Raw genomic sequence first — 16,593 nt, 5'->3', positions numbered from 1 at the left:
TTATATGAAGTATGAATGTACTCCCGTTTTTATTGCTGATCCTGAATATCTCCAGACTCGTCTGTCGCTTCACGCACTTTATACTTATCCAGACGCATTTCGTTATACTCTCGCAAAGCTTCTTCCCCTACGATCACTTCAACCCGGTGAATATTCATGCCTTTGCCCATGAACTTCTGCTCATACTCAGTCATCACATGCTCTTCATTCAATCCATCGCGATGCAGATTCAATGACAGATTGGTCATCTGCAAGCCGAAATCAGCAATAGCGTTCAAGGAAAACTCAAACAGGGTCTCTGAGTCCGTCTTAAAATGAATCTGACCTTTTGCATTCAATAGCTCAATGTATTTTTTCAGAAAGCGTGGATGTGTCAACCGGCGGCGTGCATGTTTCGCTTTTGGCCATGGATCACTGAAATTCAAATAAATGCGCTCCAGTTCATGCGGTTCAAATACTTCTTCAATCTGCTCGATATTTGCGAGCGCCAGCTTCAGATTCGGAGGCGTTTCCACATCCGCCTGACTCCAAGCATTGCGTGCTTTTTCACTGGCTCGGCGAACGAGTTCATCATACATATCGATACCAATAAAATTATATTGCGGATATTTATAACTCATCTGACTGATGAATTGCCCTTTGCCCATGCCAAACTCAACAAAGATCGGATGATCATTGCCAAAAAGTTCATTCCATTTCCCTTTGTATTGCTTTGGTTCCAGAACAACGAGGTCCTCCTGCTGCTCCAGATTTTCTCTAATCCCTTTTCTGCCACGTAAACGCATTTTATTCCTCCGTTTGTCCATACTTGTCTCAGACTTATTTTGCCGAAGATCAGGCAAATTGTAAAGAGCAATGAAAAAGGAATCTCCGGACCTGCCATGTTGGCAAATCTCAAAGATTCCCTTTTCGATTTATTTGGAATTGGGGTCCAACTACTTTAGTAGTTCATAGTCTACCTTATCTTGATGTGAAAAATCAAATGCCTTTTCAAAAGCATCGCGAACTTTTTGTTTTGCAGCCGCTTTCACTTTTGGGTTACCATTGAAACGAACGCCTGTTAACGCCAGTGCTTCTTCTGCAGTCAGTTCAACGGACACATGCTGGAATTCATTGTTATTATTAACTTGGGAATTCATTCATATCACCTCTCGGTATAGTATGATCCGTAACGTCAGCATTCATTCAAATGCTACGATAAAAAAGGACTCACTAGATAGTGCCTGACGCTGATTAAAATATAACATAAGATGTGAACTATATCAAGTCTAAATCGTTGATTTAACGCCCCTTTTTTGCTTCATCATTCCCCTTTTTTTCAGATTTTTGATACAATAAATGACGAACATCTCAGCGTCTACATCTTCTGTTCAGACATGAGATAACCGAACCAGATCACTACAAATTTAAAGACATAGATCTTAAAGGAGTATCTTAATAATGAACGCACCGGCTTTGCAACCTCCGCTAATGTGGGGGGATAAACGATTCCATACTTGGAATTATGAGATGCGCGATCAATTTAACAACAAAGTATTCAAAGTCATGCTCGATGCCGGTTTTACCTGCCCTAATCGGGATGGTTCTATCGCTAAAGGTGGTTGCACCTTCTGTAGTGCAAGGGGTTCAGGAGATTTTGCAGGCAGCAGACGTGAAGATCTCGTCACTCAGTTCAATACGATTCGGGACAGGCAGCATCTGAAATGGCCTTCGGCCCATTATATTGGATACTTTCAGGCATACACGAATACCTATGCCCCAGTCGCAGAGCTACGTGAGTATTTTGAAGAAATTTTGAAGCAGCCAGGCGTCGTTGGTTTATCCATAGCTACTCGCCCGGACTGTTTACCAGATGATGTTGTCGAGTATTTGGCAGAGCTAAATGAACGTACCTATTTATGGGTAGAGATGGGACTGCAGACGATCCACGATTCTACTTCGATTTTAATTAATCGTGCACATGATACAGCCTGTTATGAAGAAGCTGTGGAGAAGCTTCGCAAGCATAACATTCGAGTATGTACACACATCATCTACGGCTTGCCCCAAGAAACACACGAAATGATGCTGGATACAGGCCGAGCCGTTGCGCAAATGGATGTGCAAGGTATCAAGATCCATCTGCTCCATCTGATGCGCAAAACGCCAATGGTCAAACAATATGAAGCGGGACTCTTACGATTCCTCGAACAGGATGAATATATCAAGCTGATTGTAGATACGCTCGAAATGCTTCCTCCCAACATGATTGTACACCGTCTCACTGGGGATGCTCCGCGGAACCTGTTGATTGGGCCGATGTGGTCGCTGAATAAATGGGAAGTTCTAAATTCGATTGACCGGGAACTGCGTGAACGTGATACCTGGCAGGGTAAGTATTGGAGGGGGGCATAATATGGGCTTTCTTTCCGTACTAAGCTGTGCACATCAATCGATAAGTTCTCGTCTCCAGCCGGGAGAAGTAGCGATCGATGCTACAGTGGGCACAGGTGCTGATACATTATTTCTGGCGCAGCAAGTAGGTAAGCGTGGTCAAGTGATCGGATTTGATATCCAGAGTGAAGCTCTGACACTAGCTCAGGCTCGGATTCGAAAACATTCCGAAAGCAATAAACTTGGCTCTATATCCTTGCTGGAATTAAGCCATGCCCGTATGGCTGAAGCAGTGCCTGAGGGCTGGGTTGGCAAGGTTGGGGCCATTATGTTTAATCTGGGTTATTTACCTGCTGAAGGCGCAGATACGTCCATCATTACCGAGACAATGAGCACCATTGCTGCACTTGAAGCTGCACTAACGTTGTTACGTCCACGAGGTATCATAACCATTGTTTTATACCCTGGTCATGATGGAGGCGCTCAGGAAGCAGGAGCCGTTTCACGTTGGGCTTCCACTCTACCTGTGGAGCAAGCTCAGGTAGTGATCTATCGCCAGATGCAACGGGAAACTTCACCTTATTTAATTGGAATTGAGAAAAAGTAACAGCATTTCCTTTTTATCGTCAGATGGACTACACTAGACACAATCGCAGAAAAAACACCTCAAACCTAGTCTGGTCCATTCGGCGTTGTTCTACATATAAAAATCGTAAAACTTATACAGTTATACTCTGTCACTTCATGATCATGAACGCACCTACAACTGGTTAAAGAAATTATCCACTTCATATAATAGAGGAGAGATATTTATGTCTAAGCCATACCCATTGCAATTCCAACCCGAGTTTAAAGAACGTGTATGGGGTGGACGTGCGTTAGAGCAATTTGGACTCACACCCCCTGAAGGGCATATTGGCGAAGGCTGGATGATTGCAGATCACGCCAACGGCACAACAAAGGTATTGAATGGTCCACTCGCTGGCAAAGGACTTGACGAGGTCCGCGAACAGTACGGTACGACATGGCTTGGTACAAAAGGGGTTTCTAAAAAGGGTGGTCGCTTCCCTTTACTTATCAAATTACTCGACTGTAACGATGACCTGTCGGTTCAGGTTCATCCTACAGATGATTATGAGGCTCTCCCTCCAGGTGAGCTGGGTAAAACCGAAATGTGGTATGTACTCGATGCCAAACCCGGCGCTCATATTATTTACGGATTGAATGATGGTGTGGATCGTGAAGGCCTGAGACTGGCACTAGAGAACGGTACGGTAATGGAAACTCTCCGTCAAGTGCCCGTAGAAGCTGGCGATACCTTTTTTATCCCCGCAGGAACGGTGCACGCCCTTTGTGCCGGCGTTGTTGTGGCAGAAATACAGCAAAACTCGGATACAACGTACCGGATTTATGATTATAATCGTCCCGGTCTGGACGGCAAGCCGCGTGAACTGCATGTTCAAGATTCCCTGAACGTGACAGCTTATGAAGGCTCTGGAGCCACAACGATGAAAACAAATAACGCAGTTCCAGGAGAATGGCTTAAGCTCGCTGAGTGTCCTTACTTTGTTGTCGAAAAGGGTATTGTTAACGATCGCTGGGAACTGTCTACCACCCCGGAAAGTTTTACGATTCTTGTTGTGTGTGAAGGTGAAGGTACACTGGAATGGTCCAACGCTGAAGATGAGCATCTGACTTTGAAGGCAGGTCAATGTTATTTACTGCCTGCCAATCTGGGGACCTATACATTGAGCGGAAATACAACCGTTCTTCGCTCCTATCTTCCGTAACATCGGGTGAGCTACACATAACTTGCAAAGGAGGAATTCACGAGATGCAGGAGTCTACCTTTACACTTATGGGTAATGAAGGTACCCGTATTCATGTATACCGCTGGCTCCCTGATCCAAACGAGCGCGTACAAGCTGTTGTACAGATTGCACATGGCATGGGCGAGACGGCAGCGCGTTATGCTGAATTTGCGGATCATCTGACTAAACATGGTTATGCTGTGTATGCCAATGATCATAGAGGACATGGCAAAACGGTAGATAACACCGAATCATTAGGCGATGCAGGTGATGATGCGTTCCGCTGGATGGGTAGTGATATGGTTAATCTCGGTCAGATTGCGTCCCAGGAACACCCGGAAGTTCCTTTGTTTCTCATGGGACACAGTATGGGTTCCTTTCTGGTACAATACCTCATGTATGCCGGACATGAAAGGTACCACGGTTTTGTGTTGTCAGGAACAAACGGGAAACGGGGACTGCTCCGATTTGGTGAAAAGCTGGCTTTGCTACAATGTGGTATCCAAGGAAACAATCATCGCAGTATGCTGCTGAATGCTATTGTATTTGGCGGATTTAACCGGGCTTTTCGTCCAGCCGTCACTCCGTTTGACTGGTTGTCCCGTGATCAACAGGAGGTTCAACGCTTTATTGATGATCCTATGTGCGGTGCAATATGTACGGCTGGTTTTTTCCGTGATTTCTTCAAACTGTTGCTCGAAATTCATCTTCCACACCATATGGAGCGCATTCCTAAGCATAAGCCGGTTTTTCTTTTTTCCGGTGAACTCGATCCAGTGGGTCTGCGCGGCAAAGGTGTACTGAATCTTTACTCTCAGTATCAGAAACTCGGCCTGAAAGATGTTGAATATCGCTTGTATCCTGGAGGACGTCATGAGATGCTGCATGAGACGAATCGCAGAGAAGTGACTCAGGATGTACTCGACTGGCTGGAACGCCATATACCAGGTAGGGAACAGGCTATAGAAGAGTTAAAGGAGCAACAGATGTAACCATAACCTCATAGAATAAAAGAAAGAAGCAAAAATCCCCTGTTGGACACAGTGTATACTGTACCGCACAGGGGATTTTGTTCTATTATGGAATCACAAATCTTATAAGGATGATATAAGGACGTAGCAGATATAGAGCTCTTTTAACCTTCAATCAGCAAAGATTCTGGATCTTCAAGCAATTCTTTTACGGTTACCAAGAAACGCACGGCTTCGCTTCCATCAATGATTCGGTGATCATACGATAATGCAATGTACATCATCGGACGGTTTTCCATCCGCTCAGCATCAATAGCTACTGGCCGGAGCTGAATTTTATGCATGCCGAGAATACCCACTTGCGGTGTATTCAGGATCGGAGTAGACAGCAAGGAACCGAAAGTGCCTCCATTTGTAATCGTGAAAGTGCCACCTTGCAAATCAGACAACGCCAGTGTATTGGAACGTGCTTTAGATGCAAGATCTGCAATACTTCTTTCAATCTCAGCGAATCCCAGACGGTCAGCATCCCTTACAACCGGAACAACCAAACCTTCTTTTGCTGATACAGCAATACCGATATCGTAGAATTTCTTCAAAACAACATCTTCACCATCAATCTCCGCATTGATCGTTGGGAATTTCTTAAGTGCCCCGACTACCGCTTTGGTAAAGAACGACATGAATCCCAGATTAATATCGTATTTTTCTTTAAATTTGTCCTTACGACGTTTACGCACGTCCATGATCGCAGTCATGTCAACCTCATTAAAGGTTGTTAACATAGCTGCAGTCTGCTGCGCTTCCACCAAACGCTTTGCAATTGTCGCCCGGCGACGGGACATACGTTGTCGCTCTACCGGTTTTGCAAAAGTGGACCCACCAGTTGCTGGTGCAGCAGGTGTAGCAGCCGGAGCTTTGGCAGCAGGCGTTGCAGCAGGACTTGAAGGCTGACTGGAATAACTCTTCACGTCATCCTGGTATACTCGTCCAATTGGATCTCTACTCTGCACCTGATCTATTTCGATCCCACGCTCCCGAGCCAGCTTACGCGCAGACGGAGAAGCTGTCTTCGTATTATCCGATGGCTCAGATGGTTTTGCAGCAGCCGCTGGTGCCACTGGAGCCTCAGGAGCAGGTACTGAAGCAGGTTTGGAATCAGCTGCTGCCGGTTCGGAAGCGGAAGAGGTACTTCCTCCCCCTCCTCCGGCAGAAAGAGTACCAATCGTTTCACCGATTTCTACAGTTTCGCCTTCCTGACGAATGATTTTCTCGAGCACACCACTCTCTTCAGCACTAATCTCGATGTTGACTTTATCTGTCTCCAGTTCAAGCAAAACATCACCTTGATTAACGGTGTCGCCTTCTTTTACCATCCATCTGGATACCGTTCCCTCAGTAATCGATTCACCCATTGCAGGTACTTTAATTTCACTCACAGCTGTTACCTCCCAAGTGGAATATTATTCTTCGTCGTTTGTTTCAACGCTGCTGTAATAATTAATTGCTGCTCCATGCTATGCACAAGTTGATATCCGCTAGAAGGACTAGCATGTTCTGGACGACCTTCATATCTCACAGTTGTGCCTTCAGGCGCAATCTCGCGAAGACGAGGCTCCATATATGTCCAAGCACCCATGTTTTTGTTCTCTTCCTGTACCCATACCAGTTCTTTAAGTTTGCTGAAACGTGCAAGTACACGTTTGATTTCTTCCGCTGGGAACGGATAGAGTTGCTCCACACGGATGATGTGCAACCAGGACCAGTCTCCTTTGTCCTTTTCAATCGCATCTTCCAGATCAATGGCAACCTTACCGCTGCACAAAATGATTCGTTCTACCCGATCAGGTTTCGTACCAAGACCTGGCTGCTCCAACACCAGTTCAAATTTACCTTCACTAAATTCCACAGCAGGTGACGCTACACGTGGATTACGGATCAAACTTTTCGGTGACATCATCACGAGTGGTCGTGCATCCTCTGTCTCCGTTAGCGAAGCCTGGCGACGCAACAGGTGGAAATATTGTGAGGCACTCGATAGATTAACCACCGTCATATTATCTTCAGCACATAGCTGCAAGAATCGTTCTAAACGTGCGCTCGTATGCTCCGGTCCCTGACCTTCGTTCGCATGTGGAAGCAACATGACCAAACTCGATTTCTGAGACCACTTTGCACGTCCAGCAGATACGAATTGGTCAAAGATAACTTGTGCACAGTTCGCAAAATCACCGAATTGCGCTTCCCAAATAACGAGTGTTTCTGGGGAGTATACGTTATACCCGTATTCGAATCCGACAACAGATTCTTCGGATAACGGGCTATTATAAATAGCAAATGACGCTTTTGCCTGTGGCAAGTGATGCAATGGACAGAATTTCTCACCGTTCTTCGCATCATGTAGCACCAGGTTACGGTGAGCAAAAGTTGCTCGTTCTGCATCTTGCCCACTAATACGAATTGGTTTGCCGTCAGCCAGTATTGTTGCAAAGGCGAGTGTTTCCGCAAGACTCCAGTCTACTTTCTCCCCTTCATTCAGAGCTGTACTACGACGTTGCAAAATCCGCTGGAGCTTCGGATAGACATTGAAATTCTCAGGCCATTTCAAAAGATCAGCATTGATGTCGCGCAATTGCTCCAGCGGCACCGCCGTTGGGGTAATTGTAACTGCCTCAGATTCGCTAATATTACGTTGATAATATTCATGAACTTCATTTTTCTTCATCTGATCATAGGCTTCTTTCAGACGATTCGCTACATTATCACGAATACTCGTGATGAACGCATCATCAATGACCGATTCTTTCTTAAGCATATCCTGATACAGATGACTAACTGTTGGATGATTCTTCACCTTGTCGTATACGAGCGGCTGTGTCGTTTCAGGATCATCTGTCTCGTTATGGCCATAACGGCGATATCCGATGAGGTCGATCAAGAAATCCTTTTTGAAACGATTGCGATACTCCGCTGCCATACGAATTGCAGCAATACAAGCCTCCGGATTATCAGCATTTACATGCACAATCGGAATCTCATAACCTTTAGCAAGGTCACTAGCATAATAAGTAGAACGAGAGTCACTACTGTCTGTTGTGAAACCAAGACGGTTATTTACGATGATATGAATCGTTCCGCCATTCTGATATCCAGGTAGTGCTTTGAAGTTCAGTGTTTCGGCCACAATACCTTCTCCTGGGAAGGCTGCATCCCCGTGCATCAGAATCGTAGCTGCTTTCGTTACATCCTGTTTCGGGTAACCTGGTTCACGACGATCGTCCTGAGCCGCGCGTGCGAAACCTTGAACAACCGGATTAACATACTCCAGATGGCTCGGATTGTTAGCGAGTGTCAAGCGCGCCTGTACGGTCTCCCCGTCTTTTACAAAACGGTTAGCACCCATATGATATTTGACATCCCCCGTCCAACCATAATTGATTCCGGTTGAACCTTCTGACGGAACCATATCTTTGTTCGGAGCATGATGGAATTCAGAGAAAATCTTGCTATATGGCTTACCTAGTACATGAGCCAAAACATTCAGACGACCACGGTGTGCCATCCCCATCAGAATATGACTGGAACCCGCTTCCGCCATAAGACGAACCGCTTCATCCAACATCGGTACAAGTACATCGTTACCTTCGATAGAGAATCGCTTCTGTCCTACGAACGTTTTGTGCAGGAAATCTTCAAATTGCTCAGCTTCAACCAAACGCTCTAGCAACGCCGTGCGTTCACTCTGTGTAAGAGGAGCAGGCGATGTGCGAGATTCCGCACGGCGATTCAGCCATTCACGTTCTTGGACTTCATGCACATGACTAAATTCGTATGCAATCGGACCAGTGTAGATCTCACGAAGACGCTGGATAGCATCCCAACCCGTCGTTGTCTGACCATCTGCACCTTCCCAGATCAAGGAAGCAGGCAGTGCCTTCAAATCTTCTTCGTTTAACTGAAAATGCTTTGGTTCCAGCAAAGATGTGTCAGTAGGTTCACTGATCCCAAGCGGATCAATGTCTGCAGCCAGATGGCCGTACGTACGAATATTCCATACGAGCTTGCCCGCTGTAACCGCTTTCTGTAATAGCTGAATATCTACGCTTCCGGATGCAGTTTGGGCATTGCCGGAATTCGAAAGAGTTTCTGCACCTTTGCCTGACATCGGCGGTGCACCCCATTGTTCAAACAATTCTCGATAAGCTGGCGTCACTGCACCCGGGTCTTGGGTGTATAATTCATATTGTTCTTGTACGTATCCCAGATTGGGACCATAATAACTTTCCCAGGGTTTCATGTTGCTTTTCTCGATCATCATCGACGTTCCCTCCGTCTTGATTTTGTCATAGGGTTTGACGGAAATCAGTGAATAAGCCGCAATTCGCGTCCGTTCAACATTTTAAGCGAAATTTTTCATGAAGTCCAATCATCGTGCTGTTCGTGGTAATAACGTTGTTCCGACGCTCCCGTCAAAGGTTTGTCTGCGTTTTCAAAATCAAAGTCTAACAATGATTATATATTTACCATCGCACAGATGTCGAATAATGTCGTGATCCGTTCGAAGGTTATACGTCCTTCTCTAACTTTAGCGAAGAACGTGTTCTTTCTATATCTATTCTATAAACTTTTACGCTCAGGAGCATTTCCTTTTTTAGCTCAATCGATGCATAAATTAGATCAATCGAACCAATCAAGTGATTTTCCTTGTAAACGCGAACGCTGAATTGCTCTGCAGACGAGGTTTGATTTCCGTATATATCCTCTTTTTTATAATTGTGGTCCATTCTACATAAGAACAAACCATGCATTTAAACATTAACCATTTGAACTAACATTCAACAAGAATTTGGATTTTTAGCTACATTGAAACAAAATTCAGCAGAATAAAGCCGTCGAATACGAATATCCGGCGGCCTCATTACTGTCCTGTTTATAACCCGGGCGATAAAGAATCATTAATTGAGGATTGCTCATTTTTTTAGAATGAATGATCTCTATTCAATATCCCTCACTTGCTCTCTTCTCTCATTTAAAGGCTTTCGGTCTTCCAGATGTTCTATCCTACTTCTTATCCCCATCTGCTACCTCATTCAGATCAATAGCGAGGCGAATCATGTCTGTACAGCGAATACCGTTCTCCATGATCTCTTCCTCATAATGCTTAATAAAATAATCTCGTTCTACACCTGTAATACGAAAACCGCAGCTCTGATACAACTTTAATTGATGAAAACTGGAATTGCCCGTTCCGATCTCCAATATCCGGCACCCGAGTCTTCGTGCAGCTTCCATCGCTTCCTTAATCATATGTTTACCTACACCTTGCCCCTGTAGCTCTTCCTGCACGGCGATGTTCACAATCTCTGCAGTTTCCGGACGAGTCTTGAGCAATACAAACTCCCCTACCATTTCCCCTTCATACTCCGCAATAAAACAAACGCCTCTGCTCAGGTATTCGTCTACAATCGTTTTTGAAGGATCTGCCATCAGCAAGAGTTCATAAGGTTTTTCTTCATCCCAGTCCAATATCCGGAACGACAAATTCATGCCAATCCCACCTTTTCATACAATTATTAGTTGCTGTTCTTTTTGCAGAAGCCTATGTATGGCAAATCTACAAATATCCCCTGTTGAATGGTTAAAGATCCTGGAGGTTATTTTTTCTTTCTTCTGTCTTCTGTAATCTACTTTAATCACTCTGCCTGTTGTTCATGTATCCTGCTTGTTTCTCACCTCTAAATGAAAAAATCCAACCTCCATTGTACCACAATAATTGGAACAATATATATAGATATGGATATCATATCGTTACTCTTTTATTCATATCCATTAACTTCTAAGCTCCCAAACTTAAGTGTTCATGAACGAGTTTCCATGTACCCGCTGTATCTTTGACAAACACATTCGTAGCCCGACCTTGTCCTGAAGCATGTTTCCCTTGAACATATCCCTCCCAATGATACGTATAGGTACATACCGCCTGATGTTCGTCAACAGCAATCCAGAGCACATCTTCTGCACGGTAAATCTCTTCCTTCACCGTCTCCCATGCCTTCTCGAAGTAAGCTTGGATCTCCTCAATTGTTGTGCAGGTCGTGCCTGTAAACCAGTATATTGCGTTCGGTGCAAGCAGTTTTCTCACCTCATCAAACCGATGTGTATTGGTTGCCTCTATGTATGCGCTAAGCGCCTGTTCGTATCCCATTATGATCATCCTTTCTCCTCTTTGTATAAATGTTCCCTTCCACTTTCTACTTACTGCTCAGCTTGTTCGTGATACACCTTGAATGTCTGCTGCAATGTCTGGCCGCTCGACTTTTCCCAAACAACACTTCGTTCAAATGTACCTGCTCTGAAAAAACGCGGAAAACGCTCTGCAAACCAGTCCTGCATGGGCAGTTCTAGCGCGTTCTTGGACGGTACCCAGATTAACTCCCCCTCGGGAGGATCTGTTAGAAGCTCCCCTTCATAGGATGACACCAGATAGTTAAATACCATGTACCTTAACCCTTGCTCAGGGTCACAGAATTCGTCCAGCCCTTTATATAGAATCTCTTTCACAACAAGCCCTGTCTCTTCACGGACCTCACGCATGGCCCCGTCCACAATACTTTCAGGAAATTCTACTTTCCCCCCTGGCGCGATGTACCCCGGAAAGCCTTTGCGATCGGGTCGGTTCATGAGCAAAACCTCATCGGTTACCGAATTCCATATCATGCTCATCGTATAAATTTCAATCCGAACATTCAATATGTGTCCTCCTTTTCCCAGGATGTACGGATGTTCTCCCCCACACCATATAATTTCTGGGAAATGTCTGTATATTCCTGCTAGCAGACAAAAGACGGACGCCCGGTAAATACCGAATGTCCGTCTGAGTAACCCTGTCCATATAATGTTGTATCCCTTAATTTTTAGATGTGGTTGTATCTCCATAGAGTGTAGGAAATACTTAGGATAAAGCTGTAATCCGTACATGGCGTTTTTTCCACTCGGCTCGGCGATATGCTTGCAACATGCCAAATTTGCGAATGCTCGCTTTCGGTACCGCTTTATAAGACATAACCACTTCAAATTCTTCGTCAAACGGAAAGAAAGATAGCCCCACTTTCTCACCCGAGATCCATTCAGCTTTAATCGTTGGGCTTGTACAAGTCTCGAAAGCACAGCTGAGACCTTCAGCAAAAAAATCATAGCGGGACGCTGGTGTGCCCGGCTCCTCCATACATAAGAACAGACTCAGCTGATCACAGAACAGCATCATCTCCACATCATTTTTCAGCCGCTGTTCTAACGTTGCAACATCGCCGCCGAGCTCCTTTTTCCAGGCGTCCTGCTGTTGTTGTTCTTCAAGAAGATACTGGCGGATGTCGTCGTCATCCTGTGGATTGGCGCCCAACGTCTTCTGAAACAGTTCTGTATACATCACGCTGCATAATAAACCGGCATACGCATTCTGCTGTCTTACTTCTTCGATCCCCTTACGATAAAATACAAAACGCGGACGCAACGGAAAATCACGAAAGGAGTACGGAACCTGACTGTAGTCATTCCATAATGGCGCAGCATCCAGCTCTATCCAGCCTCTGTCATGTTCTCTCGCAGCCAGAATCAGTTCATCCCGGTGTGAACCGTGGGGGAGCCATTCTGTTCTCCAATGAGCAGCCATATTCCCGGCAGCAATTCCATGCTCATGTTGTGCGGTCAAAACAAAATCATACTCTCTCTCATATACGATCATTTGCTGTCACCCTTCCGCATGGTATATTGACGTGTATAATTGTTGGGACACACTTTCCTGTAATCCGCATTCTTCCCTGCGTTGATTCTATTCGGGCTCTGATTATTTCACCTTTATTACAAAACAGAGCATGTAAAAGTGTTGTCAGTTCCCTGAAATTTGGTACACTAATGTTTGTGTCACCGATTACATTACATATAGAAAGCGGGATCTCATGAATTTATACTCACCTTACATCGAGTTTGACCGCAAGGAATGGGCTGGACTCAGAGAACATCAGATCACTCTTCCTTTGACGGAAGCTGAATTGGAACAGTTAAAGGGTTTGAACGAAGAAGTATCCATTCAGGAAGTTGAGGATATTTATCTCCCCCTTACCCATTTCATTGACCTATATGCCCGCGCCTCGCGAGAGCTTGATCGGCTTACCGCTGCTTTTATGAAAAAAGAAGCTCTACACACCCCTTATATTATCGGGATCGGGGGCAGCGTTGCCGTAGGGAAAAGTACAGCAGCCCGTTTGATCCAGGCTCTACTTGCCAGAGGCAAGAATAAACCTAAAGTCGATCTCGTCACCACAGACGGCTTTTTATATCCAAATGCAGTATTGGAGAAAAAAGGTATTATGAACCGAAAAGGTTTCCCGGAAAGCTACGACATCAAATCACTCATTAAATTCATGGGAGATGTCAAATCGGGCAAGCCTGAGGTTAAAGCTCCGGTATACTCTCATCTGGCCTACGATGTCATTCAAGGAGAAGAGCAGGTGATCCGTCAACCAGACATTCTGATTATTGAAGGCATCAATGTGCTCCAAGTGAAAAGAGAGACTCCTTTGCTGGTTAGTGATTTTTTCGACTTTTCCATCTACATCGATGCCGATGAGGAGCATATTCGTCACTGGTACATTGAGCGCTTCAAGCTACTTCGCCGGACTGCGTTTCAGAGCGAAGATTCGTTCTTCCATAAGCGATTTGCCAATATAAATGAAGAGGAGACGGTTGAGACAGCGAATCAGATCTGGCAGGATATCAATGCTAAAAATCTGCACGAAAACATTTTACCAACCAAAGGAAGAGCTCGACTAATTCTGAAAAAAGAAGCTGACCATTCCATTCAACAGATTCAATTGCGCAAGTTGTAAGAGCTTTACGGCAACTCCTTTCTTCATGCGAGATATGCTGCTTATTACCCATCTAATCTATAGTTTATCCACTTTAAAGGAGAGACAACGACATGCAAACTCTGGTTGTTCTAGGCAGTGTAATGATGTTTCTGGCCGTCGCACTGGGTGCCTTCGGGGCACATGCGCTCAAGCGCAAACTGTCCGCTGACATGATCAAAATCTATGAAACTGGCGTACAATACCATATTGCTCATGGGCTTGGTATTATTCTGCTCGGATTGCTCGAAAACCAGCTGCCGTCTTCATCACTTGTCATGACCGCAGGATGGCTTTTGTTTGTGGGGATTATCATATTCTCCGGCAGCCTCTACACATTAAGTATCACAGGCGTACGGAAATGGGGCGCAGTCACCCCCTTAGGCGGTATCGCCTTTCTGGCTGGATGGATTACACTGTTGTTTGCAGCACTGTAATTTAATAATTACTGGTTACATGAAATAGAGTGCTCTGGCTGAACAAAACGGATGCGAGAGTGCTCTTTTTTTATGCTTTTAATCACGCCAAAGTCTTTGGATGGTGACCATTTCTCGCTCCCGTCTTAGAACATACACATCCGGGTTGGACAGCTTCTTCCACTCAAAGTAACCAAAAGATGGGTCATAGTGACGGATCATTAATGACAACAAGTTACCATGGGTGATCACCGCTCCATGCGTCTCCGGTCTTTGCCAACATTCTTCCAGCAGAGCCAAACCTCGGGCAGCGGCAGTTCTTGAAGACTCACCGCCTTCTGCGGTCCAATCCACGTCATCATATGTATGCTTCAGCACATCCATCCAGTCTGGCAGATCCCTGGTGCTCAGTACACGTTCTTGTAAACGCTCGTCTGTATGAATAAGCTGATGTATGGTTGCTCCTAAAGGGACTGCTGTCTGTACCGCTCTCTTCCAGGGACTGGATACAATATAGCTAATCCCACAACGTGACAGCACCTCTGCCAGCTTCTCAGCCTGCTTGTACCCTTCATCTGTAAGGCTGGCGTATGGCTCCTGTCCTTCGGCTTTGGCATGACGGATGAGATAAATCAAATCCATATAACAACACCTCCGGTGATCTGAACTAAAGTGCATTTTCGTTGAGATACTGAAGTGCCTTGCGCATTTTATCCTGTTCTTCTGTCCGGCCTGATGAACTTAGAAAATTCACGTTCTCTTGTAGTCCAATTTCCCCGCTTCCAACTTGCGATTGAGCTTTTAGTCCAAGGCGCCGCTTCAACTGACTCACCGTTCCTGCACTACCGTCAACGATCTGAACATGATCCGGCAATACGGTTCGCAGGATGGATGAATAGAATGGGTAATGAGTACATCCCATCACCACCGTTCCATATTGTTCCAAGTCCAGATTGGACAGCTTGGAACGGAAGTAAGCAGCAATGCTGTTCGAATCAAACTGAAGCTGTTCACACCACTCCACCAGTTCGGGAAGTGCAAGTGAATCGACCCGATGTTCGTCATCTACCCGCGATACCAGTTCATTGTATTTCGTCTGGCTCAGCGTCAAGGCTGTAGCAAATACAAGCACTCGCTTGCCGTTGTCCCGGTTCATCTCCACGGCTGGTTTCACCGCTGGCTCCATACCAATGATAGGGATTTCATACATAGATCGCAGATCATGAACCGCTAAGCTGGTTGCTGTATTACACGCAATTACGATTGCATCTACCCGTTCCCGAATGATGGCTTCTACGCAAGCAAAAATATAACGGCGGACTTCGTCCACAGACTTGGTTCCATACGGAACATGCGATGTATCCGCATAATAGATATAGGATTCATCCGGAAACTGCTGCAAAGCTTTGTGCAGTACCGTTAATCCGCCGATGCCTGAATCATAAAAAGCAATTTTCTTCGTCAAGGATGTCACCTCTATAATGTATTCTTTCGGTTCCACGAACCGTTTTTTACTGCTCATGCTGACTGGAGGTGATGCTATGTTTACCTACGCCTGTTAAGACAAACCTTCTCGCCAATAAATGCCGCAAAGCTGTCATTATCATTATACTCTTCTCCATAAATACGGATATGCGCTTCAATGACATATTGCAAGTCTTTTTGTATGAAAATTTCGAATCATAGATCACTTTCTTTTAATTCATCCATCGATGTAGCAATTTCTCTCCCTCACTTCTGCGACTAGAAGCGTACTTTTCCAGAAAAATCGGGACTTCACGCAAATGGGCTGGACGATATCCGGCTCCGCATCCACAACTATGATAGGTAATACCATGACGATAAAGCGTCATGACTTTGGTCCACTGTTTGATATCTTTTTGCTTGGGCGCTTGAAAATCCTGTCCCATGTTTACCATTATTTCCGCACATTGCGGGCATTTATGTTCAGGAATTCCCGTAGTTTCTGGACTCAAATCGTAAGGAGATACTTGTTTGAATGACTTACGGCAGTTAAAACAAGCATATATTTCTTTATACGGACCTGACATGGCATACCGACACATGGTGATCACCTCCTTATCATTTTCCATTATACGGGATTTTCTGCGCAGTTACG

17 protein-coding genes are annotated in these 16,593 nt (G+C 45.1%); 6 read left to right on the top strand and 11 right to left on the bottom strand.

The genetic code is table 11. The features are described 5' to 3' along the window. Nucleotides 1-29 precede the first annotated feature (29 nt). Nucleotides 30-785, bottom strand: a complete 756-nt coding sequence (trmB, locus tag PQG66_RS00635) for a tRNA (guanosine(46)-N7)-methyltransferase TrmB (RefSeq protein WP_272033992.1) — start codon at nt 783-785, stop codon at nt 30-32. A gap of 150 nt (nt 786-935) precedes the next feature. Then, on the bottom strand, nt 936-1,139 hold the full coding sequence (locus PQG66_RS00630) for a hypothetical protein (protein ID WP_272033990.1): 204 nt from the start codon (nt 1,137-1,139) through the stop codon (nt 936-938). Between the two features lie 301 nt (nt 1,140-1,440). Between PQG66_RS00630 and PQG66_RS00625 the strand changes: the two genes are divergently transcribed. The 4 genes from PQG66_RS00625 (at nt 1,441) to PQG66_RS00610 (ending at nt 5,176) form a co-directional block, all read left to right on the top strand. Beyond that, the gene (locus PQG66_RS00625) at nt 1,441-2,394 is read left to right on the top strand and encodes a TIGR01212 family radical SAM protein (RefSeq protein WP_272033987.1); all 954 of its coding nucleotides are present in this window, start codon (nt 1,441-1,443) and stop codon (nt 2,392-2,394) included. Nucleotide 2,395: 1 nt separating this feature from the next. Further along, nucleotides 2,396-2,980, top strand: coding sequence for a tRNA (mnm(5)s(2)U34)-methyltransferase (locus PQG66_RS00620; RefSeq protein ID WP_272033985.1), 585 nt, complete (start codon nt 2,396-2,398; stop codon nt 2,978-2,980). Between the two features lie 205 nt (nt 2,981-3,185). Next, entirely contained in the window at nt 3,186-4,163 is a 978-nt protein-coding gene (locus tag PQG66_RS00615; RefSeq protein ID WP_272033983.1) for a type I phosphomannose isomerase catalytic subunit, read from the top strand. A 44-nt stretch (nt 4,164-4,207) separates the two neighbouring features. Beyond that, complete coding sequence (locus tag PQG66_RS00610) at nt 4,208-5,176, top strand: alpha/beta fold hydrolase (protein ID WP_272033981.1); 969 nt, start codon at nt 4,208-4,210, stop codon at nt 5,174-5,176. 143 nt (nt 5,177-5,319) lie between these two features. Here PQG66_RS00610 and odhB read toward each other — a convergent pair whose 3' ends face one another. The 6 genes from odhB to PQG66_RS00580 form a co-directional block, all read right to left on the bottom strand. Continuing rightward, nucleotides 5,320-6,594 carry a 2-oxoglutarate dehydrogenase complex dihydrolipoyllysine-residue succinyltransferase gene (gene odhB / locus PQG66_RS00605; protein ID WP_272033979.1) on the bottom strand — a complete coding sequence of 425 codons (1,275 nt, stop codon included), beginning with the start codon at nt 6,592-6,594 and terminating at the stop codon, nt 5,320-5,322. 5 nt (nt 6,595-6,599) lie between these two features. Further along, a complete protein-coding gene (locus PQG66_RS00600; protein WP_272033977.1) occupies nt 6,600-9,473 on the bottom strand; it encodes a 2-oxoglutarate dehydrogenase E1 component in 2,874 nt (957 codons plus the stop codon). Nucleotides 9,474-10,216: 743 nt separating this feature from the next. Then, entirely contained in the window at nt 10,217-10,702 is a 486-nt protein-coding gene (locus PQG66_RS00595) for a GNAT family N-acetyltransferase (protein WP_272033975.1), read from the bottom strand. 289 nt (nt 10,703-10,991) lie between these two features. Then, the gene (locus PQG66_RS00590; RefSeq protein WP_272036383.1) at nt 10,992-11,360 is read right to left on the bottom strand and encodes a YybH family protein; all 369 of its coding nucleotides are present in this window, start codon (nt 11,358-11,360) and stop codon (nt 10,992-10,994) included. Nucleotides 11,361-11,410: 50 nt separating this feature from the next. Continuing rightward, nucleotides 11,411-11,878: an 8-oxo-dGTP diphosphatase gene (locus PQG66_RS00585; RefSeq protein WP_272036380.1), complete on the bottom strand. Its 468-nt coding sequence runs from the start codon at nt 11,876-11,878 to the stop codon at nt 11,411-11,413. 229 nt (nt 11,879-12,107) lie between these two features. Then, nucleotides 12,108-12,896, bottom strand: a complete 789-nt coding sequence (locus PQG66_RS00580; RefSeq protein WP_272033973.1) for a DUF3891 family protein — start codon at nt 12,894-12,896, stop codon at nt 12,108-12,110. A 214-nt stretch (nt 12,897-13,110) separates the two neighbouring features. Here PQG66_RS00580 and coaA point away from each other — a divergent pair, with 214 nt between their 5' ends. Further along, nucleotides 13,111-14,040 (top strand): type I pantothenate kinase, encoded by a 930-nt coding sequence (coaA, locus tag PQG66_RS00575; RefSeq protein WP_272033970.1) that lies wholly within the window; start codon nt 13,111-13,113, stop codon nt 14,038-14,040. A gap of 92 nt (nt 14,041-14,132) precedes the next feature. Further along, the gene (locus PQG66_RS00570; protein WP_272033968.1) at nt 14,133-14,495 is read left to right on the top strand and encodes a DUF423 domain-containing protein; all 363 of its coding nucleotides are present in this window, start codon (nt 14,133-14,135) and stop codon (nt 14,493-14,495) included. Between the two features lie 78 nt (nt 14,496-14,573). On the opposite strand, the gene PQG66_RS00565 is transcribed toward PQG66_RS00570, so the two are convergent. The 3 genes from PQG66_RS00565 to PQG66_RS00555 form a co-directional block, all read right to left on the bottom strand. Continuing rightward, nucleotides 14,574-15,116 (bottom strand): histidine phosphatase family protein, encoded by a 543-nt coding sequence (locus PQG66_RS00565; protein WP_272033966.1) that lies wholly within the window; start codon nt 15,114-15,116, stop codon nt 14,574-14,576. A 25-nt stretch (nt 15,117-15,141) separates the two neighbouring features. Next, entirely contained in the window at nt 15,142-15,996 is an 855-nt protein-coding gene (gene murI, locus PQG66_RS00560) for a glutamate racemase (protein WP_272033964.1), read from the bottom strand. 175 nt (nt 15,997-16,171) lie between these two features. Next, the gene (locus tag PQG66_RS00555) at nt 16,172-16,540 is read right to left on the bottom strand and encodes a hypothetical protein (RefSeq protein WP_272033962.1); all 369 of its coding nucleotides are present in this window, start codon (nt 16,538-16,540) and stop codon (nt 16,172-16,174) included. Nucleotides 16,541-16,593: the final 53 nt, after the last annotated feature.

The sequence above is a fragment of the Paenibacillus sp. JJ-100 genome (assembly GCF_948329825.1).
Classification (GTDB): Bacteria; Bacillota; Bacilli; order Paenibacillales; family Paenibacillaceae; genus Paenibacillus.
The sequence above is the reverse complement of the archived record's forward strand: the minus strand, read 5'-3'. Positions and strand labels throughout refer to the sequence as shown.

What these genes read in the sequence shown, in the direction of transcription:
- PQG66_RS00610 (WP_272033981.1), top strand. Translation starts at nt 4,208, where the DNA reads ATGCAGGAGTCTACCTTTACACTTATGGGTAATGAAGGTACCCGTATT.
- PQG66_RS00570 (WP_272033968.1), top strand. Translation starts at nt 14,133, where the DNA reads ATGCAAACTCTGGTTGTTCTAGGCAGTGTAATGATGTTTCTGGCCGTC.
- coaA (WP_272033970.1), top strand. Translation starts at nt 13,111, where the DNA reads ATGAATTTATACTCACCTTACATCGAGTTTGACCGCAAGGAATGGGCT.
- PQG66_RS00585 (WP_272036380.1), bottom strand. Translation starts at nt 11,878, where the DNA reads ATGAGCATGATATGGAATTCGGTAACCGATGAGGTTTTGCTCATGAAC.
- PQG66_RS00595 (WP_272033975.1), bottom strand. Translation starts at nt 10,702, where the DNA reads ATGAATTTGTCGTTCCGGATATTGGACTGGGATGAAGAAAAACCTTAT.
- PQG66_RS00590 (WP_272036383.1), bottom strand. Translation starts at nt 11,360, where the DNA reads ATGGGATACGAACAGGCGCTTAGCGCATACATAGAGGCAACCAATACA.
- PQG66_RS00580 (WP_272033973.1), bottom strand. Translation starts at nt 12,896, where the DNA reads ATGATCGTATATGAGAGAGAGTATGATTTTGTTTTGACCGCACAACAT.
- PQG66_RS00565 (WP_272033966.1), bottom strand. Translation starts at nt 15,116, where the DNA reads ATGGATTTGATTTATCTCATCCGTCATGCCAAAGCCGAAGGACAGGAG.
- PQG66_RS00630 (WP_272033990.1), bottom strand. Translation starts at nt 1,139, where the DNA reads ATGAATTCCCAAGTTAATAATAACAATGAATTCCAGCATGTGTCCGTT.
- trmB (WP_272033992.1), bottom strand. Translation starts at nt 785, where the DNA reads ATGCGTTTACGTGGCAGAAAAGGGATTAGAGAAAATCTGGAGCAGCAG.
- murI (WP_272033964.1), bottom strand. Translation starts at nt 15,996, where the DNA reads ATGAGCAGTAAAAAACGGTTCGTGGAACCGAAAGAATACATTATAGAG.
- PQG66_RS00625 (WP_272033987.1), top strand. Translation starts at nt 1,441, where the DNA reads ATGAACGCACCGGCTTTGCAACCTCCGCTAATGTGGGGGGATAAACGA.
- PQG66_RS00615 (WP_272033983.1), top strand. Translation starts at nt 3,186, where the DNA reads ATGTCTAAGCCATACCCATTGCAATTCCAACCCGAGTTTAAAGAACGT.
- PQG66_RS00555 (WP_272033962.1), bottom strand. Translation starts at nt 16,540, where the DNA reads ATGTGTCGGTATGCCATGTCAGGTCCGTATAAAGAAATATATGCTTGT.
- PQG66_RS00600 (WP_272033977.1), bottom strand. Translation starts at nt 9,473, where the DNA reads ATGATGATCGAGAAAAGCAACATGAAACCCTGGGAAAGTTATTATGGT.
- PQG66_RS00620 (WP_272033985.1), top strand. Translation starts at nt 2,396, where the DNA reads ATGGGCTTTCTTTCCGTACTAAGCTGTGCACATCAATCGATAAGTTCT.